Annotated in this window: 15 protein-coding genes; 8 read left to right on the top strand and 7 right to left on the bottom strand. The window is 72.1% G+C overall.

The annotated features are described in order from the left end of the window. The first annotated feature begins 53 nt into the window (after positions 1–53). Complete coding sequence (locus AB0A94_RS19820; protein WP_361745949.1) at positions 54–3,494, top strand: ATP-binding domain-containing protein; 3,441 nt, start codon at positions 54–56, stop codon at positions 3,492–3,494. Between the two features lie 117 nt (positions 3,495–3,611). On the opposite strand, the gene AB0A94_RS19815 is transcribed toward AB0A94_RS19820, so the two are convergent. Continuing rightward, on the bottom strand, positions 3,612–4,238 hold the full coding sequence (locus AB0A94_RS19815; RefSeq protein ID WP_361745947.1) for a TetR family transcriptional regulator: 627 nt from the start codon (positions 4,236–4,238) through the stop codon (positions 3,612–3,614). A 145-nt stretch (positions 4,239–4,383) separates the two neighbouring features. Here AB0A94_RS19815 and AB0A94_RS19810 point away from each other — a divergent pair, with 145 nt between their 5' ends. After that, positions 4,384–5,517, top strand: a complete 1,134-nt coding sequence (locus AB0A94_RS19810; RefSeq protein WP_361745945.1) for an NAD(P)/FAD-dependent oxidoreductase — start codon at positions 4,384–4,386, stop codon at positions 5,515–5,517. Between the two features lie 37 nt (positions 5,518–5,554). On the opposite strand, the gene AB0A94_RS19805 is transcribed toward AB0A94_RS19810, so the two are convergent. After that, positions 5,555–6,532 carry an XRE family transcriptional regulator gene (locus AB0A94_RS19805; RefSeq protein ID WP_361745943.1) on the bottom strand — a complete coding sequence of 326 codons (978 nt, stop codon included), beginning with the start codon at positions 6,530–6,532 and terminating at the stop codon, positions 5,555–5,557. 250 nt (positions 6,533–6,782) lie between these two features. On the opposite strand from AB0A94_RS19805, the gene AB0A94_RS19800 reads away from it, so the two are divergent. Next, the gene (locus AB0A94_RS19800) at positions 6,783–7,373 is read left to right on the top strand and encodes a L,D-transpeptidase family protein (protein WP_361745941.1); all 591 of its coding nucleotides are present in this window, start codon (positions 6,783–6,785) and stop codon (positions 7,371–7,373) included. Between the two features lie 61 nt (positions 7,374–7,434). On the opposite strand, the gene AB0A94_RS19795 is transcribed toward AB0A94_RS19800, so the two are convergent. After that, positions 7,435–8,238 (bottom strand): VOC family protein, encoded by an 804-nt coding sequence (locus AB0A94_RS19795; RefSeq protein WP_361746135.1) that lies wholly within the window; start codon positions 8,236–8,238, stop codon positions 7,435–7,437. Positions 8,239–8,563: 325 nt separating this feature from the next. On the opposite strand from AB0A94_RS19795, the gene AB0A94_RS19790 reads away from it, so the two are divergent. Further along, complete coding sequence (locus AB0A94_RS19790) at positions 8,564–9,415, top strand: sulfurtransferase (RefSeq protein WP_361745939.1); 852 nt, start codon at positions 8,564–8,566, stop codon at positions 9,413–9,415. Between the two features lie 159 nt (positions 9,416–9,574). On the opposite strand, the gene sepH is transcribed toward AB0A94_RS19790, so the two are convergent. The 3 genes from sepH to AB0A94_RS19775 form a co-directional block, all read right to left on the bottom strand. After that, positions 9,575–10,624, bottom strand: a complete 1,050-nt coding sequence (sepH, locus tag AB0A94_RS19785; protein WP_361745937.1) for a septation protein SepH — start codon at positions 10,622–10,624, stop codon at positions 9,575–9,577. Between the two features lie 313 nt (positions 10,625–10,937). Further along, positions 10,938–12,257, bottom strand: a complete 1,320-nt coding sequence (locus AB0A94_RS19780) for a D-arabinono-1,4-lactone oxidase (RefSeq protein WP_361745935.1) — start codon at positions 12,255–12,257, stop codon at positions 10,938–10,940. Further along, positions 12,217–13,455: an MFS transporter gene (locus AB0A94_RS19775; RefSeq protein WP_361745933.1), complete on the bottom strand. Its 1,239-nt coding sequence runs from the start codon at positions 13,453–13,455 to the stop codon at positions 12,217–12,219. Before AB0A94_RS19775 ends, AB0A94_RS19780 begins: the two co-directional genes overlap by 41 nt. A gap of 148 nt (positions 13,456–13,603) precedes the next feature. On the opposite strand from AB0A94_RS19775, the gene AB0A94_RS19770 reads away from it, so the two are divergent. Together AB0A94_RS19770 and AB0A94_RS19765 are read left to right on the top strand one after the other, a co-directional pair. Continuing rightward, entirely contained in the window at positions 13,604–14,731 is a 1,128-nt protein-coding gene (locus AB0A94_RS19770) for a ferrochelatase (protein WP_361745931.1), read from the top strand. An 8-nt stretch (positions 14,732–14,739) separates the two neighbouring features. After that, positions 14,740–15,555 (top strand): inositol monophosphatase family protein, encoded by an 816-nt coding sequence (locus tag AB0A94_RS19765; RefSeq protein WP_361745930.1) that lies wholly within the window; start codon positions 14,740–14,742, stop codon positions 15,553–15,555. Positions 15,556–15,629: 74 nt separating this feature from the next. On the opposite strand, the gene AB0A94_RS19760 is transcribed toward AB0A94_RS19765, so the two are convergent. Further along, positions 15,630–15,803, bottom strand: coding sequence for a hypothetical protein (locus tag AB0A94_RS19760; protein WP_167748545.1), 174 nt, complete (start codon positions 15,801–15,803; stop codon positions 15,630–15,632). 445 nt (positions 15,804–16,248) lie between these two features. Here AB0A94_RS19760 and AB0A94_RS19755 point away from each other — a divergent pair, with 445 nt between their 5' ends. Together AB0A94_RS19755 and AB0A94_RS19750 are read left to right on the top strand one after the other, a co-directional pair. Then, positions 16,249–16,902, top strand: a complete 654-nt coding sequence (locus AB0A94_RS19755; RefSeq protein WP_007387794.1) for a response regulator transcription factor — start codon at positions 16,249–16,251, stop codon at positions 16,900–16,902. A gap of 6 nt (positions 16,903–16,908) precedes the next feature. Continuing rightward, on the top strand, positions 16,909–18,153 hold the full coding sequence (locus AB0A94_RS19750; protein WP_361745928.1) for a HAMP domain-containing sensor histidine kinase: 1,245 nt from the start codon (positions 16,909–16,911) through the stop codon (positions 18,151–18,153). Positions 18,154–18,394: the final 241 nt, after the last annotated feature.

Raw genomic sequence — 18,394 nt, 5'->3', positions numbered from 1 at the left:
GGGATCGGGCGCGATGCGTCCGAGGCGGTCCAGGGACCGTGAGGGAGGAAACCATGAGCGTGCCCGCGCACGCGCACGTCCACGCGGACGTCATCGCCTTCGAACAGACGAAGGTGGACTTCGCCTACGACTGCTACGAAGCCCGGCTGGCCCGGCTGGGCGGCGATTCCGTAGCCAGGGCGTCGGCCACCGGCAAGGACGGCATCGCCAACCGGCAGGAGGCCGAGAAACAGGCCGAGGCCTACGGAGGGCTCGGCGGCGAGAGCCTGGTCATCGGCCGCGTCGACGCCAGTGACCCGGCCGAAGGCACCACCACCTGGTACATCGGGCGCCGAGTCGTCTGGGACGACGACCACAACCAGGTGGTGGTGGACTGGACCAACGGCCTCGCGAAGAAGTGGTTCGACGCGTCACCGGAATCGCCGGGGGAGGTGGTGCTGCGACGACGCCTCATCTGCTCCCAGCGGGTCGTCGAGGACTACGCCGACGACATCGCCCCGGCCGCCGCCCCTGTCGCGCCCGCTCCGACCGGTGTCGTTCCCCGGCCGCGCACCGCACCGGAGACGGCAGAGCAGCCGTCGGCCCCCCGACGGCCGGCCGCCCGGGGCGAGGAAGCCGGACGGGACACCCCGGGACGCCCGGCCCCCACCCCCGGCGACATCGCCCGCATCCAGCGCCGCAAGCCCCAGCAGCCCGACGACTTCCTCCTGCGCGACCTGCAGCGCTCGCGCAGCGGACGCATGCGGGACATCGTCGAGACCATCCGGCGCGACCAGATGGCCCTCGTCACCGGGACCCCCTCCGAGATCCTGGTCGTCCAGGGCGGTCCGGGAACCGGAAAGTCCGCGGTCGGCCTGCACCGTGTGACCTGGCTGGTGAACAACGACCACTTCAAGGCGCGGGACATCCTGGTCATCGGCCCCCACCAGCGGTTCCTCGACTACGTCGGCCAGGTCCTGCCCACCCTCGGCACCCGTGACGTCAACGCCGTGCAGTTGTCCCGCCTGTGGGACGGCGACGTCCGGGGCACCGACAGCACCCGTACCCGGCTGGTGAAGTCGGACGAGCGCATGGCCACCGTGCTGCGGAGGCGCGTCGAGGGCGAGTACCGTCCGGCGGCCCTGGACGACCTCGTCACAGCGCCCTCCTACGAGGGGGACGAACCCGCGTTCGTCGTCACCGTGGGCGGCACGACCCTGCGGGTGGCCCGCTCGGAGATCCTCACCGCCCTGGAGGCCGTGCAGCGGGGCGGCGGGTCCTACCGTGAGCGCCGCGACCGGTTCCGCGGCCTGCTCGTCGACCTCCTGCTGCGCGAACTCGTCGCCGTCGCCCCCCGCCGCAGCCGCGACCGTACGATCCGCCGTGACCTGGAGCGCAACCGGCGGGTCGAGCGCCTCGTCGAACGCGTCTGGCCCTCCCCGGGCCCGGCGGAAGCCCTCCGTACCCTCTACGACTCGCCCCCACTGCTCCGGACCTGTGCCGAGGGCGTCTTCGACGAGGCCGAGCAGGGGGCCCTGCACCGCCCCCGCGCGGCCAGGGCCGACGAGGAACCGTGGACGCTGGACGACCGGGTCTGCCTCGAGGAACTCCGCCACCTCATCACCGGTGAGACCCCGCGTCACTACGGGCACGTCATCATCGACGAGGCCCAGGACCTGACACCCATGCAGGCCCGTTCGCTGCGCCGCCGCCTCGCGGTCAACGGTTCCATGACCGTGCTCGGCGACCTGGCCCAGGCCACCGGCCCCCACGCCTACGACGACTGGGACCGTCTGGGCACGCTCCTGTCCGACCACGGGGACTGCACGCTGGCCGAGTTGAACACGAGCTACCGCGTGCCGGCCGAGATCATGGACTTCGCCGCCCCGCTCGCCCGTGCGATCGCGCCCGCGCTGCCCTACCCCCGAGCCGTGCGCGACGCCGGAGCCGACGCCGTCCGTGTGGTGGAAACCGGTCCGGACACGCTCATCGCCGAGACGCTGACGCATGTCCGCCGCCTGACCGGTACCACTGACGGCCGCAGCCTGCGTTCCGTGGCGGTCATCGTCCCCGACGACTCCGCGTGGGCCACCGAGATCGAACACATGCTGGCCGAGACGGACGGCATCTCCGCCGAGGAACGCGGAGCCGTCTCCGTACTCCCCGCCTCGCAGGCCAAGGGCATGGAGTTCGACCACGTCCTCGTCGTCGAACCGTCCGCCGTCGCCGGCCGGGACCCGGTCGGTCTGCGCCTGCTCTACATCGCCCTGACCCGGAGCACCCAGAGCCTGACGATCATGCATTCCGCTCCTCTGCCGTCGGCGCTGACGGGTGCCGACGACCACCGGCCGGCCGAGACCGGACCCCGCCGCGGCACAGAGACGGAAGGGGAGGAGACGCTGCGCGTCGGAACCGACCTGCGCGTACGGGTGGTCTCCCTCAGCGGAGGCATGTACCGGGCCGAACCCGTCGATGCCACCGTGGACCGCCCGCTCTTCCTGGCCGTACGAAACGGTGCTGTGCCGCCCGCCGTAGGAACGGAACTGGACACATGGGTCCTGCGCCACTCCGGGAACGCCACGTTCCTTACGGCGGACGACTTCGGCCGTCGGCCCGTCTCGTCCACCATGCTGGAGCGCTACCTCGACGCGGTGGCGGTCGTCGACGGACTGACGACGGGTGAGGTCCCGGCTGACGTCCGCTCCCGCCTCTCGGAGCTCAAGGGCATGGCCAACCGCTGCCTCAAACTCAACCAGCCTGACTGGCTGGACGTGTGGCGTGTCCTCGGTTCCCCCGACAAGCCGGGTTTGAACCGGCTGCTGAACCTCAGCGTGAGCACCAACCACGCGCTGAAGTCGGGCACGTTCACGCCCGAGGTGTTCCGGTCGGAGTTGGCGGAGAGCGGCTGGTCGGAGGCCCTGTCCACAGCGCGGGAGGTCCTGGGGCAGCGGCTTGCCGCCTCGGCCGAGGAAGCGGACCCTCAGCCTCAGCCTCAGAGCCCCACTGACACCTCTGAACCCTCCGAACCGTACGAGCAGCCCCGGCAGGACGCGCCGAAGGAGCCCGGCACCATGACCACCACCTCGCAGACAGCGGATCCGGCCACGGCTCTGCTCCAGCACCTGGAAGCGGCCGTCGCCGCCGACCGCACCTGCAAGACGCACGAAGCCGTGCGGTTCGAACTGATGGCGGCGCTCCTGCGCGCGGACCGACAGCCCGAGAACTCCGCGGTCGTCGACGTCAGTTGCGTCACCGGCACGGGCCTGAACCTCTACGAGGTCCTCGGCGCCGGCCGGACGTCCCACTCCGACCTCCGTGCGGGGGCGGCCCGTCTTCTGGAAGTCGACCACGCCCTGCCGAGCAAGGCCGACCGTCTCTATCTCGTCCTCTCCGAACCGCCTGCCGAGCCGTGGTCCGCCGGCTCCATCCGTGACGTCTTCACGGTAGAGGTCATCTGGCGCACCACTGACGGCTGGGAGGGCGGCGAAGCCGGTACGGCCCTGGGGACGGGCTGAGGGTGACAGTGCCGACCGGTCCGAACGGCCGGCAGGGCAATGCCCGGCCTCAGTCGATGAGGACGTGGCCTGCCTCGGTCGCCCGGATCGCGGGCCGTCGCGCCGCGACGCGTTCGCTCACGCCTCGCTCCGGGCGAGCGCGCCCCAGCCCTGTTCCAGGAGGTCGAAGGCCCGGTCGACGACCTCGCGGGGGGTGTCATGGGAGTAGGCCGCACGAGGGGCTTCGAGGGCGAAGTGGGCCAGGGCGGTGCAGGCGGGGTCGTCCGCGGGGAGGCCGCTCTCCTCGGCGATGACCCGGGCGAGCGCGGTGGTGTGGCGCAGCCACATCTTCTGGGCGTAGTCGCGCAGTGCGGGGGTGCCGGCCACCAGGTCGGCGAAGGCGGTGAAGCGGGCGTCGCCGTCGGCGGAGACCAGCCGGGTGGTCAGGGCGTGTTCCCGCAGTGCGGCGGGGATCGACCGGCCCTCGGGGCGTTCGCGGACGGCCGCGAGCAGGTGGGTCTCCTGGTCGGCGTCCTCGTCGAAGACGAGGGCCTCCTTGACCGGGAAGTGCTTGAACAGGGTGGTGGTGGACACGTCGGCGGCGTCCGCGATCTCGCGGATGCCGACCGCGTCGTACCCGTGCTCCAGGAACAAGCGCAGTGCGGCGTCGGCGATGGCCCGGCGGGTGGCGGCCTTCTTGCGTTCGCGGCGCCCCATCGGCGCGGGGGAGGGGCCTGTCGCGGTGTCGGTCGTCGTTCTGGGCATACCGACACCCTATCTCTTCGGTTGACTCACTTCAAAGGTTGAGTTGTTGCACTTATTGAGTCGGTGTGTTTTTCTGGGGCGGCGGCGAGGCACTGCCCGGCCGCTCTTCCCTCTGTGGGACCGCACCGAACGAACGGAACACACCATGAACACCACTCCCGCACCCCGCATCGCCGTCATCGGCGCCGGTCCCGGTGGCCTGACCTGCGCCCGCATCCTCCAGCGGCACGGCATCGCCGTCACCGTCCACGATCGTGACGCCGGCCCCGACGCCCGTGACCAGGGCGGCACCCTCGACCTGCACGCCGACGACGGACAGATCGCCCTGCGCGAAGCCGGTCTCCTGGAGGAGTTCTTCCGGCTGGCCCGCCCCGAGGGGCAGGAGATGCGCCAGCTGGACCCGGCCGGCACGGTCCTCTTCCACCACGTCCCCGAGCCGGACGAGCGGTTCAAGCCGGAGATCGACCGCGGCCGGCTGCGCGACCTGCTGCTCGGCTCGCTCCGGCCCGGCACCGTGCGCTGGAACCACACCCTGCGCTCCGTCGGCGGCCCCGCCGAAGGCCCCCGGCAACTGCACTTCACCGACGGCACCACCGTCGAGGCCGACCTCGTCATCGGCGCCGACGGTGCCTGGTCCAAGGTCCGCCGGGCCGTCTCCCCGGCCACCCCTCAGTACAGCGGCGTGAGCTTCCTGGAGGCCTGGTTCCACGACGTCACCACCAGGCACCCCGACATCGCCGAACTCGTCGGCCAGGGCAGCGCCGCCGCGGCCGACGGCGACCGCGGCCTGTTCGCCCAGCGCAACGGCGGCGACCACATCCGCGTCTACCTCATCCAGCGCGTCCCGGCCGACTGGATCACCGCAAGCGGCCTCTCCCTCCAGGACACCGACGGCATCCGCGCCCACCTCCTGGAGCGCTACCGCGACTGGTCACCCCGCCTGCGTCGGCTGATCACCGACAACGACGGCCCCTACGTCGACCGCCCGATCCACGCCCTTCCCGTCCCGCACACCTGGGAGCACGACCCCACGGTGACCCTGCTCGGCGACGCCGCCCACCTGATGCCCCCGCTCGGCGTCGGCGTCAACCTCGCCCTGCTGGACGCCTGCGAACTCGCCCTCGCCCTCGCCCGCCACGACACCGTCGGCGAAGCCGTCCGCGCCTACGAGGAGACCATGCTTCCCCGCTCCACGGAGACGGCCCGGCTCCTCGACGGTGCCGCCGCCGAGCTGCTCTCCACCGAACTGCCCGACTTCGCCACCGCCGACCACCGCTGACACCCCGGGGCGGGCCGAGGGGGCAACCGGGTCCCCGTCACTCCCGCCCGATCAGGAACACCTGGTCGTCCCCGCCCCGTTCCGCGCAGCGCTCCATCACGGTCGCCGCGCCCACCTCCCCGGCACCCCCGCGGACGCCCACGCACAGCGCGCCGTCCCGCGCCGACCGCAGCCGCCACCCGTCCGTGCCGTCGGCCCGCTCGATGCGGAACCACTGGGAGTCGCCACCCGCCCGGCAGTCGGTCCAGGGTTCGAGCGTGCCCTTGAACGCTCCGTCGCCCAGGACGGTGAGGCAGCCGGGGCCGTGCACCGGGTGGTGGAACTGGATCTGGTACAGGCCGTCGTCCGCCCGCTGGAGGTACACGCGCGGCGGAACGGCCTCCGCGCAGGGCCGCTCCACCGCGACCAGCTTGGACTCGTCGGTGCCGTCCCCGCGGACGTCCCCGTCGGTCAGGCACAGCTCGGGTGCGCGCGCCGGGCGGACGCGTGAGAAGCCGGCGGCCGGGCCGGGGGCGACCGCCGGGTTCGTGGTCGCCTCCCCGTGCGCCGCACCGCCGGCGGGTTTCCCGTCGTCCTGCTCGAACAGCACCGTCGCGCCGACGGCGAGCAGCGCGACCGTGCCGAGGGAGGCGATCGTGGCGGTCAGGGCGGTCCTGCCGCGACCGGTGCCCGCCGCCTCCGGCGGCCGGCCCGGGGATTCCGGTCCCTGTTCCGTCCCCTCGGCCTCAGGGACCTCCCCGGCCGCCAGCCGCTCCCTGGCCGCCAGCCACTCCACCACGTCCCGCTCGGCGCCGCACGCCCGGACCAGCGCCGCGACCACCTCCGCGCGCGGCAGCGCGTCCCGCCGCAGGACGTCGGCCAGGGTGCTGCGCGCCAGCACCTCGTCGCGCTCGGCGGCCCGTTGCTCCAGTTGACGGTAGGTCAGTCCGCTGCGCTCCTTGAGCTCCCGCAGCAGAGCGACGTACTCGCGTGCCGTCCGCGCATCCGCGGGATCCACGCCCTCCGAGACCACCATGCCGTCATTCTCATCACCCCCGTCACGGTAGGCAACTCTTGTCCGGCGCGGATCGGACAGCTCAACTGCACTGTCAGGGCAGGCCGTTGACCAGGCCGGACAGTCTTCTCCCTGTCCCGGACACCTCAAGTCCTTGCCGGACAAGATCCGCCCGCCAAGACTCCGGTACTGCCGCCGCGTTCCGACCCCACGGGGGTGGACCGGACGCGGCGCCGCCACCGAACCCGTTCACGACAGAAGAAGCCGTCCCGTGTCCACGCACCGTCTGCGCACCCGGATCGCCCCGCTCGCCCTCACCACCGCCCTGGTCGGCGGTCTGGCCGTCACCACGACCGCGACCGCCCCGGACGCCCACGCGGCGGGGAGCAGCTACTACCTGTACTTCAAGAAGAACACGTCCAACCCGATCAACTCCAAGCTCTACCTGATGAAGAGCGTCGCCGACGCCAAGGACAAGGTCGTCGCCAAGTACCGCGCCGGCTCCGGCAACGGCAGCCAGAACGAGTGCGCCACCAACAAGGGGTGGCTGCCCGGGACCAACACGAAGAACGGCAAGTACAAGATCGAGTTCCACCGCACGAACTTCGACGGCGTCATCAACGGCTACGTCATCAAGCTGTCCGACAAGAAGTGCAGCAAGGGCACCAAGCGCACGGAACTGTTCGTGCACAGCGAGATGAAGCCCAACGGCAAGCAGGGCACCATCGAGTCCGAGCGCTGGGACGGCACGCGCGACTACTACTCCAACGGCTGCATCAAGCTGAAGCCGGCCGACATCAAGGACCTCTTCGCCAAGGCCAAGCGCTACGGCTGGCCGAAGACGCTGTACGTCGTCAAGTAAGCCGCGCGCGTCGTCAGGTAGGCCGCGCGGAAGCAGCCGCCGGCGGACAGGGGCCCGCGCGTCAGCGCGGGCCCCGCAGCAGCGCGAACCGCGCCCCCTCCGGGTCCGCCACCGCGGCGACGCGGCCGTGGTCGCCGTCGCGGGGCGGTTCGAGGACCTGGCCGCCCAGGCGGAGGACCCGGTCCGCCGCGTCGTCGGCGTCGGCCACCGTGAAGTACGTCGTCCAGTGCGGGCCCCGGTCCCGGGGGAGGGCGCCGCCCACGCCGTGGACGCCGGCCACGGGGCGGCCGTCCAGGCACAGGGTGACGCGGCCGGGGTCGGCGGGGATCCCCGGCTCCTCGTCGTAACCGAACACGGTCTCGTAGAACTTGGCGGTACGGGCCGACTCGAAGGTCGTCAGTTCGTGCCAGGCGGGCGTGCCGGGCACACCGGTCACGGCGGTGCCCGGGCTCGCGGCCGCCTGCCAGACGCCGAAGACGGCACCGCAGGGGTCGGAGCCGATCACCAGCCGGCCGGAGCCGGCGGCGTCCAGCGGGCCCACCCCGATGGTGCCGCCGCACGACCGCACCACGTCCGCCGTCAGGTCCACGTCGTCCGAGGCGAAGTAGGGCGTCCAGGCGACCGGCAGATCACGGTCCGGCGGCAGCACGCCGATGCCGGCCACCTCACGCCCGTCGAGCAGGGCACGCACGTACGGGCCGAGTTGCCGGGGGCCGGGGCGGAACTCCCAGCCGAACAACGTCCCGTAGAACTCCTCGGTCGCCTCCAGGCCGTGCACCATCAGGCTCACCCAGCAGGGTGTGCCGGGTGTGTGCCGGGCGGGCGCCCCGCCGTTCGGGCGGGCGTTCCCCCGTGCGTCGGTCATCGTCACTCTCTTCTCGGCCGCCGCGCGGTGGCCGTGCTCTCCTCGACCCGGCGGGGTCGCATCGCGTGCGGTCTGCCTGCGGGTGATCCTCGTGCCGATCGGGGCACCGGCCGCGGTCCGTTCCGGTGCACGCTCCCGCGCGGGCCCCGTTCCCGGAGGATGCCCGATGCGCGGGTCCTCGTCCCCTTCGGCGCGCTTGCCGACGGGAGTCGATCGGTTGTACAGCATGTGCCCGATCCGGTACGCCTTGTGATCGGGGTCGTCCGGCCGAGCAGAGTAGCCGGACGGGGGCGGCTCGGCCACCCCGTGCGCGAGGATGGTGGCCATGAACGCCATCATCTCCGCATCCGAACTCGCGAGCGCGTCGGCGGGCGCCAACCCGCCGGTGCTGCTCGACGTCCGCTGGCAGCTCAGCGTGGCCACGGCGGCCGGTGAGCCGCCGTTCGACGGGCGGGCCGCGTACGAGGCCGGGCACCTTCCCGGCGCCGTCTTCGTCGACCTCGACGAGGAGCTGGCGTCCGCGCCGGGCGGTCACGGACGCCATCCGCTGCCGGACCTCGCGGTGTTCGGCGCCGCGATGCGGCGGGCGGGCGTGTCGTCCGGGACGCCGGTGGTCGTGTACGACGGGGGCCTGGGCTGGGGTGCCGCCCGCGCGTGGTGGCTGCTGCGCTGGACGGGTCACCCGGACGTGCGGGTCCTCGACGGCGGGTTGCCGTCCTGGGAGGGGCCGTTGGAGACGTCGGTGCCGCGGCCGGCCGAGGGGGACTTCGTACCGGTGCCGGGGGCGGCCGGGCTGCTCGACGCCGACGGTGCGGCGGCGCTGGCGCGTTCGGGGGTGCTGCTGGACGCCCGCGCGGGGGAGCGGTACCGCGGTGAGGTGGAGCCGATCGACCGGGTGGGCGGGCACATCCCCGGTGCGGTCTCGGCGCCCACGACGGAGAACGTCGGCGCCGACGGCCGTTTCCTGCCCGCGGACGAACTGGGCGCCCGCTTCGAGGAACTGGGCGTGTCGCGGGGGTCACCGGTCGGCGTGTACTGCGGCTCGGGCGTCTCCGGCGCGCACGAGGTGCTGGCGCTGGCGGTCGCGGGCATCCCGGCGGCGCTGTACGTCGGTTCCTGGTCGGAGTGGTCGTCCGACCCCGAGCGGCCGGTCGCGGTGGGTCCGGACCCGCAGTAGACCGTTCGGAAACGTACGAACACGTCCTGGAAATGTGTGAACACGTCCCAGAAACGTATGAATGCGTCAGAAGTGCACGAAGGGGCGCCCGCCGTACGGCGGGCGCCCCTCGCATCACGTTCACGTCAACCGGCCGCAGGCGCGGACCGCCCGAACGGGCTACTCCTGTTTCTTCCGGCGGGTCCCGAACACGATCTCGTCCCAGCTCGGCACCGCCGCGCGGCGGCCCGGACGGACACCGTCCGCCTCGGCCTGACGATCGGTCGAGCCGATGAGCCGGTCCCGGTGGCTGCCGACGGAACGCGGCATGAGGACGTCCGCGTAGGCGGACCCGGCCGAGGCCGCGGGGGCCGGCGGCTCCTCCGCCTCGGGCTCGGGGTCCGGCTCCTCGGGAGCGGTCTCGGGCGCGCGCTCCGGCACCACCAGGTCGCCCCGGAAGCTCGGCACCGCCTCCAGCAGGCTGGTCAGCGAGTCCCGTTCACCCGACGCCGTGGCGGTCAGGGACTCCTCGTCGGGCTCGGACGCCTGCGCGGGCAGGCTCGGCCGCTCGCGGTCGCCGGGACGGTCGAGCGGGCGGTCCCGCGGCAGCCGGGCGATGCGCGGCACGAACGGGAAGCTGGGCTCGGGCGCGGCGAGGTCGTCGGACTCGCCGATCAGCGAGCGCGCCTCGTCGTCGACGGCCTGGACGAGCCGCCGGGGCGGGTCGTAGGTCCAGCTCGCCGAGTGCGGCTCGCCGGCGACCCGGTAGACCAGCAGCACCTCCCAGGTGCCGTCGTCGCGGCGCCAGGAGTCCCACTGGACGGTGTCCTTCTCCACGCCGCGCAGCAGCAGCCGCTCCTGCACCGCCTCACCGAGCGGGGGACCGGAGTTCTCGCCGGGGCGGCGGACCGGGGTCTTGCGGGCGCGCTCGGCCATGAACGCGCGCTCGGCGAGGACGGGGCCCTCGAAGCGGCGTACGCGGTCCACGGGGATGCCGGCCATCTGGGCGACCTCTTCCGCGGTCGCGCCGGCCCTTATACGCGCCTGGATGTCACGGGGGCGGAGATGGCTCTCCACCTCGATCTCGATCTGGCCGAGGCGGGGACGGTCGCCGCGCACGGCGGCGCGGAGCCGTTCGTCGATCGGAAGCGTGTACTCCGTGCTGTCCGCAGCCTTCAGCACAAGCCGTGTGCCGTCATTCGAGACGGCCACGACACGCAGTTCGGGCATGGGGACCTCCCGGGTGGTGCCTGCCGACGTCACGTGCGTCGCTGCTTCCGCTAGTCGAGTGTGGCCTGCCCGGGTGCAGCCTGCCACAACCTTGCCTATTTGCCCGGCGTGTCGGGCGCGGGCCCTGGATCGCCGTTATGGCACGGTTACCTATTCGCAACGCTAAGTGACCAACCGCGTCACCTTGTGCAACTAGCCCCCTCCCGGCGGTCCTCAAGGTCGCGGGCACCCCGACGGGAGACCGGACCCAGGGCTCGCAACAGTACTCCATTTGGGCCACGTGCGTGGATTGGCACGCCGCGCAACGAATCCTCTACGACCCCAGGACCCTCCGCAAGTAGTCGTTCCGGAACCGGCGTTCCGGGTCGAGCCGGTCCCGGAGCGCCGTGAACTCCCCGAAGCGCGGATACACCCGGGAGAGGTGTTCCGCGTCCCGCGTGTGGATCTTCCCCCAGTGGGGCCGCCCCTCGTGGGCGGTGAAGATGCGCTCGGCCGCGGTGAAATACCCCTGATGGGGGGTGCCCTTGAACATGTGGACGGCGATGTAGGCGCTGTCCCGGCCGGACGCGGTGGACAGCGTGATGTCGTCGGCCGGCGCGGTGCGCACCTCGACGGGGAAGCTGACCCGCAGCGGCGAGCGGTCGACCATCGCCTTCAGCTCCCGCAGCGTCTCCACCAGGGCCTCGCGCGGAACGGCGTACTCCATCTCCACGAAGCGCACCCGGCGCGGCGAGGTGAACACCTTGTACGGGATGTCGGTGTACGTCCGCGCGGAGAGCGCCCTGCTGGAGATCCGCGCGATGGCCGGAACGGTCGCGGGCACCGCGCGGCCGACCCAGTTGGCCGCCTGGAACACCCCGTTGGAGAGGAACTCGTCCTCGAACCAGCCCCTGAGCCGCGGCACCGGCCGCTCCGGGCCCGCGCTGCGGTTGTTGCGCTTGATGTTGGTGTTGCCGGTGTGCGGGAACCAGTAGAACTCGAAGTGCTCGTTCTCGGCGTGCAACTGGTCGAACTCGGCGCAGACCTGGTCGAACGGCATCGGTTCCTCGCGGGCCGTGAGCAGGAAGACCGGCTCCACCGCGAAGGTGATCGCGGTGACGACGCCGAGGGCGCCGAGCCCGATCCGGGCGGCGGTGAAGACGTCCGGGTTCTCCTCCTCGGAGCAGGTGAGCACCGAACCGTCGGCGGTGACCAGCTCCAGGCCCCGGATCTGGGCGGCGAGGGAGGCCGAGTCGCGGCCCGTGCCGTGGGTGCCCGTACTGGTGGCCCCGGCGGCCGTCTGCTCCATGATGTCGCCCATGTTGGCCAGCGACAGCCCCTCCCGCGCGAGGGCCACGTTCAGCCTCCTGAGCGGGGTGCCGGCCTCCACCGTGACCGTGCCGGCCGCGCGGTCGACGTGACGTATGCCGGTCAGCAGATGGGGGCGGACCAGCAGGCCGTCGGTGGCGGCTATGGAGGTGAAGGAGTGGCCGGTGCCGACCGCCTTCACCGGCATGCCGTCCTCGGCGGCCCGGCGCACGGCGGCGGCCAGCTCGTCGACGGAGGCGGGCGCGGCCTCCCGCGCGGGACGGACGGAGACGTTGCCGCCCCAGTTACGCCATGTGCCGTTCCTCGTGCTCGCTGTGCTGCCCAACGGAGCCTCCCCGACCCGGGGCCGGCCGCTTGAGCCGGCGGTACCCGAGGAAACCGACCGCGACCGCGACGGCGCCGGCCACCGCCGGAACCCCGTACCCGGCACGCGCCCCGGCCGCGTCGATCACCCAGCCGGCCGCGGAGGAGCCGAGCGCGATCCCGACCGCGAGCCCGGTGCTCACCCAGGTCATGCCCTCGGTGAGCTGCGTGCGTGGTACGTGCTCTTCGATGAGGGACATCGTCGTGATCATCGTCGGAGCGATGGACAGACCCGCAACGAACAGCGCCACGGCCAGAAACGACAGGTTCCCGACCAGTAGGAGTGGGATCATACTCACGGCCATGCCGCACACGCCCAGCAGCCAACGGCGTTCCGGCGCCCCCGCGAAGTGCAGCAGCCCGAACACGACGCCCGCCACGCAGGAGCCCAGCGCGTACACGGCGAGCACCACGCTCGCGGCGGCCTTGTGCCCCTCCTCCTCGGCGAACGCCACGGTGACCACGTCCACGGCACCGAAGATCGTCCCCGTCGCCACGAACGTCGCGACCAGCACCTGGAGACCCGGGGCGCGCAGCGCCGTGCCGCCGCCCTTGTGCTCGCGCGGGTGCGGCTCGGGCTCGGTGGCGCGCTGCGCGGTCAGCCAGAAGACGCCGGCCGCCAGGAAGCAGGCCGCGAGCAGCGGGCCGGCCTCCGGGAACCAGGCCGTGGACAGCCCGATGGAGATGATCGGCCCGAAGATGAAGCACATCTCGTCCACCACGGACTCGAACGAGTACGCGGTGTGCAGTTTCGGCGTGCCCCGGTACAGGGCGGCCCAGCGGGCCCGGACCATCGACCCGACGCTCGGGACGCAGCCGATGCCGACGCACGCGACGAACAGCACCCAGTCCGGCCAGCCGTAGTGCGCCGCGAACAGCAGCACCGCCGCCGCGGTGAGCGAGACCAGCGTCGCGGGGCGCAGCACCCGCCGCTGCCCGTACTGGTCCACCAGACGCGAGACCTGCGGGCCCGCCACGGCGGCGGCCAGCGCGATGGTCGCCGACAGCGCGCCGGCCAGTCCGTACCGCCCGGTGAGCTGGGAGATCATCGTCACCACGCCGATGCCCATCATGGACAGCGGCATCCGGCCGAGGAACCCCGCGGCGGAGAAGGCCCTGCTGCCGGGTGCGGCGAACAGGGCGCGGTACGGGCTGGGCACGGGTTCTCCGAAGGTCTCAGTAAGGTGCGACCGCAATTGATACAGCTTACGGGTTAGGTCACCCTAATGCACCCGGGAATCCCACGTCACAGCCGGTGACACCCCCCGCCCCGTCCCGGCTGTCAGCGCCGGGTGGCAGGATCGAGACATGCCTGACGTGCGTGATCCCAGCCCTTACGACGCCCTGCTCCTGCTCTCTTTCGGTGGTCCCGAAGGCCCGGACGACGTGGTCCCGTTCCTGGAGAACGTGACGCGCGGGCGAGGCATCCCCAAGGAACGCCTGAAGGAAGTCGGGCAGCACTACTTCCTCTTCGGCGGGGTCAGCCCCATCAACGACCAGAACCGCGCCCTGCTGGACGCGCTGCGGGGGGACTTCGCCGACCACGGCCTGGACCTGCCGGTCTACTGGGGCAACCGCAACTGGGCGCCCTACCTCACCGACACCCTGCGCGAGATGGTCCGCGACGGCCGCCGCCGCATCCTCGTCCTGGCCACCAGCGCCTACGCCTCGTACTCGGGCTGCCGCCAGTACCGCGAGAACCTCGCCGACGCGCTCGCGACCCTGGAGCAGGAGGGGCTGGAGCTGCCGAAGATCGACAAGCTGCGGCACTACTTCAACCACCCCGGCTTCGTCGAGCCCATGATCGACGGGGTCGTGCGGTCGCTCGCCGACCTGCCCGAGGAGGTCCGGGACGGCGCGCACATCGCCTTCTGCACCCACTCGATCCCCACCTCCGCCGCCGACACCTCCGGCCCGGTGGAGGAGCACGGCGACGGCGGCGCGTACGTCCGGCAGCACCTGGACGTGGCCCGGCTGATCGCCGACGCCGTCCGCGAGCGCACCGGCGTCGACCACCCCTGGCAGCTCGTCTACCAGTCCCGCTCCGGCGCCCCGCACATCCCCTGGCTGGAGCCCGACATCTGCGACCACCTCGAGGAGCGGCACGCGGCCGGGGTCCCGGCCGTGGTCATGGCCCCCATCGGCTTCGTCTCCGACCACATGGAGGTCCTCTACGACCTCGACACCGAGGCCACGGCCAAGGCGGGGGAGCTGGGCCTTCCGGTGCGCCGTTCGGCGACCGTCGGCGCCGACCCGCGGTTCGCCGCCGCGATCCGTGAGCTGATCGTGGAACGCGCCGCCGCCGAACGCGGGCAGGACGTCGCGCCGTGCGCCCTGGGCGCGCTCGGCGCGAGCCACGACCTCTGCCCGGTGGGCTGCTGCCCGGCCCGCGCCCCGCGCCCCGCCGCCGCGGGCGCCGACAGCCCCTACGCATGAGGAGCGCCGTGACCGACCCCCTGCACGTGGAACTGCTTCAGCTCGCCCGGGAGGCGGCCCGCCGCGCGGGCGAGCTGCTGCGGGACGGCCGACCGGCCGACCTCGCGGTCGCCGCGACCAAGTCCAGCCCGATCGACGTCGTCACCGAGATGGACATCGCGGCCGAGAAGCTGATCACCACGCTGATCGCCGAGCGCCGCCCGGAGGACGGCTTCCTCGGCGAGGAGGGCGCCTCCACCGAGGGCAGCAGCGGCGTCCGCTGGGTGATCGACCCGCTCGACGGCACGGTCAACTACCTGTACGGCCTGCCCACCTGGGCCGTCTCCATCGCCGCCGAGCAGGACGGCGAGACCGTGGCCGGGGCGGTAGCGGCCCCCATGCGCGGTGAGGCGTACCACGCGGTGCGCGGCGGCGGCGCCTGGGCCACCGGCGCCTGGACGGGCGAACGGCGGCTGACCTGCCGTCCCTCGCCGCCCCTGGACCAGGCCCTGGTGTCGACCGGCTTCAACTACGTCACCGAGGTCCGCACCCACCAGGCCGACGTGGCGCGGCGGCTGATCCCCCTGCTGCGGGACATCCGGCGCGGCGGCTCGGCCGCGATCGACCTGTGCGACCTCGCCGCGGGGCGCCTCGACGGCTACTACGAGCGCGGGCTGCACCCCTGGGACCTGGCCGCCGGTGACCTGATCGCCCGCGAGGCGGGCGCGCGGACCGGTGGCCGCCCCGGAGACCGCCCGTCCTGGGACCTCACGGTCGCCGCGACCCCGGGCGTCTTCGAGCCCCTCCAGCGGCTGCTGGAGGACCACGGCGCCTGGCACGACTGAGGCACACGGACACGAACGGGCCCCGGCGCTGGATTCGCCGGGGCCCGTCGTGGTGCGAGTGTGGTGCGAGCCGGTCAGACGCTGTACGCGCCGACCTCCACGCCGTGTTCGGCGGCGAGGCGGCGCAGGTCGTCGAGTTCGCCCTGTTCCACGTCGACGAGGAAGTCGTCGCCGTCGTCGCGGGCCCGCGACAGATCGGACTCGGTCGCCTTTATGCGCTGCAGAAGTCCTGCGGTGAATGCGTCCATGCTGCGCCCCCTCGTCCTGGGTCGGTGGGTCGGTGGCACGGGGGTGTGCCGTTCGGAAGGGACGATCACGTCCGAGGCGGATGCCCAGCGCCGCTCGGCCGGGCGGCGGCGGTGCCGGACATCCACGCCCGCTCTGCGGAAGCGGACTGCTGCGCACCGCATGGTGGTGCGGTACGTGCAGAGCGTGATCGTGGGATGTAAGACCCGTCCTCCCCAAGCTCTCTTCCGAGGAAACCTAACCGCGCGAGAAATTCTCGTATTCCCGCCCCGTTCGCCCGGATGTTCCCCGGTCCCGCACCCGCCTTCCCCGCCCCCTCCCCGCCTTACAGCCGACTTATGGCCGAAAAGGGCAGGATGGAGGTCAACACACCCACCCGTACCCCTGCCCGAGTGCGCCCTGAGGCGCTGTCCGACCAAGGGCGGGACATCAGGAAGGACAAGCGACGTGCGCGTACTCGTCGTCGAGGACGAGCAGCTGCTCGCCGATGCGGTGGCCACCGGACTGCGCCGGGAGGCCATGGCCGTCGACGTCGTGTACGACGGTGCGGCCGCCCTGGAGCGCATCGGCGTCAACGACTACGACGTGGTCGTCCTCGACCGCGACCTCCCGCTCGTGCACGGCGACGACGTCTGCCGCAGGATCGTCGAGCTCGGCATGCCCACGCGCGTGCTGATGCTCACGGCGTCCGGCGACGTCAGCGACCGGGTCGAGGGCCTGGAGATCGGCGCCGACGACTACCTGCCCAAGCCCTTCGCGTTCAGCGAGCTCATCGCGCGCGTGCGCGCCCTCGGGCGGCGTACGAGCGTGCCGCTGCCGCCCGTTCTGGAGCGTGCCGGGATCAAGCTCGACCCCAACCGCCGCGAGGTCTTCCGCGACGGCAAGGAGGTGCAGCTCGCGCCGAAGGAGTTCGCCGTCCTGGAGGTGCTCATGCGCAGCGAGGGCGCGGTCGTCTCCGCGGAGCAGCTGCTGGAGAAGGCCTGGGACGAGAACACGGACCCGTTCACCAACGTGGTGCGGGTGACCGTGATGACCCTGCGCCGCAAACTGGGGGAGCCGCCGGTCATCGTGACCGTGCCCGGCTCCGGATACCGGATCTGATGACCGATGGCCGCCACACCCGCGCCCCCCACGGCGCCCCCCAAGCCCACCTGGGACCCCCGCTCGGCCACTCCTCTGCCGTGGCTGCGTCCCACCATCCGCATACGGCTCACGCTGCTGTACGGCGGCATGTTCCTGATCGCCGGCATCCTGCTGCTGTCGATCATCTACCTGCTCGCCGCCCAGGCCCTGCGCACCGGCAGCCAGCCCCTGTTCAAGATCGTCGACTTCGACGGCCTGAGGGTCTCCAGCAACGACTGCCCGGGCATCACCAACGGCAACCTGGAGCTGTCCGAGTTCAACGCCCGGATCAGCGAGTGCATCGACCACCAGCGCCAGGTGGCCCTGGACAACCTGCTCAGCCGCTCCCTGCTGGCCCTGCTGGGCCTCGCCGTCATCGCCTTCGCCTTCGGCTACGCCATGGCCGGCCGGGTCCTGTCGCCGCTGGGCCGGATCACCCGCACCGCCCGCGCGGTGGCCGGCTCGGACCTGTCCCGCCGGATCGAGCTGGACGGCCCGGACGACGAGCTGAAGGAGCTGGCCGACACCTTCGACGACATGCTGGAGCGGCTCCAGCGGGCGTTCACCGCCCAGCAGCGCTTCGTGGGCAACGCCTCGCACGAGCTGCGCACCCCGCTGGCGATCAACCGCACCCTGCTGGAGGTGCACCTCTCCGATCCCCACGCCCCGGTGGAGCTCCAGCAGCTGGGCAGGACGCTGCTGTCCACCAACGAGCGCAGTGAACAGCTCGTGGAGGGCCTGCTGCTGCTCGCCCGCAGCGACAACCAGATCGTCGAGCGCAAACCCGTGGACCTCGCCGAGGTCGCCACCCAGGCGATCGACCAGGTGCACGGCGAGGCGGAGGCCAAGGGCGTGGAGATCCGCGGCGCGCGCCGGCCCGCGGTGGTCCAGGGCAACGGTGTGCTGCTGGAGCGGATCGCGCTGAACCTGGTGCAGAACGCCGTGCGGTACAACGTGCCCGAGGAGGGCTGGGTCGAGGTCACCACCGAGGTGGAGCACGGACAGGCGGTCCTGGTGGTGTCGAACACGGGGCCGGTGGTACCCGCGTACGAGATCGACAACCTCTTCGAGCCGTTCCGGCGGCTGCGCACCGAGCGCACGGGCAGCGACAAGGGCGTCGGACTCGGTCTGTCCATCGTGCGGTCGGTGGCCCGGGCACACGGTGGGCACATCTACGCACAACCGCGTGAGGGGGGCGGGCTCGTGATGCGTGTCACCCTGCCGATCTGAGATGATGCCCCCGACACGACGGGGTGTTCGCTTTGAGCGGAATTTTCGGGGCGCCTCTCCGGTAATCCCGTGTGTGATCGATCACAGGAGCGATTCCTCGAATGTCCACTCTCCGTGATCATGTATCCCCGCGAAAGTCGGGAAAGTCCCGGTTTTCAGGGGGCCTGATCACGGGAAGTACACGGTGAGGCGCCTTTGAAGTGCGGTATTCGGACCGTGTACGGTCCCCATCGCCATCCAA

The sequence above is a fragment of the Streptomyces sp. NPDC044984 genome, assembly GCF_040646935.1.
Taxonomy (GTDB): Bacteria; Actinomycetota; Actinomycetes; order Streptomycetales; family Streptomycetaceae; genus Streptomyces.
This window is presented reverse-complemented; position numbering and strand designations above follow the sequence as displayed.

What these genes read in the sequence shown, in the direction of transcription:
- AB0A94_RS19820 (WP_361745949.1), top strand. Translation starts at nt 54, where the DNA reads ATGAGCGTGCCCGCGCACGCGCACGTCCACGCGGACGTCATCGCCTTC.
- AB0A94_RS19815 (WP_361745947.1), bottom strand. Translation starts at nt 4,238, where the DNA reads ATGCCCAGAACGACGACCGACACCGCGACAGGCCCCTCCCCCGCGCCG.
- AB0A94_RS19810 (WP_361745945.1), top strand. Translation starts at nt 4,384, where the DNA reads ATGAACACCACTCCCGCACCCCGCATCGCCGTCATCGGCGCCGGTCCC.
- AB0A94_RS19805 (WP_361745943.1), bottom strand. Translation starts at nt 6,532, where the DNA reads ATGGTGGTCTCGGAGGGCGTGGATCCCGCGGATGCGCGGACGGCACGC.
- AB0A94_RS19795 (WP_361746135.1), bottom strand. Translation starts at nt 8,238, where the DNA reads ATGACCGACGCACGGGGGAACGCCCGCCCGAACGGCGGGGCGCCCGCC.
- AB0A94_RS19790 (WP_361745939.1), top strand. Translation starts at nt 8,564, where the DNA reads ATGAACGCCATCATCTCCGCATCCGAACTCGCGAGCGCGTCGGCGGGC.
- sepH (WP_361745937.1), bottom strand. Translation starts at nt 10,624, where the DNA reads ATGCCCGAACTGCGTGTCGTGGCCGTCTCGAATGACGGCACACGGCTT.
- AB0A94_RS19770 (WP_361745931.1), top strand. Translation starts at nt 13,604, where the DNA reads ATGCCTGACGTGCGTGATCCCAGCCCTTACGACGCCCTGCTCCTGCTC.
- AB0A94_RS19760 (WP_167748545.1), bottom strand. Translation starts at nt 15,803, where the DNA reads ATGGACGCATTCACCGCAGGACTTCTGCAGCGCATAAAGGCGACCGAG.
- AB0A94_RS19750 (WP_361745928.1), top strand. Translation starts at nt 16,909, where the DNA reads ATGGCCGCCACACCCGCGCCCCCCACGGCGCCCCCCAAGCCCACCTGG.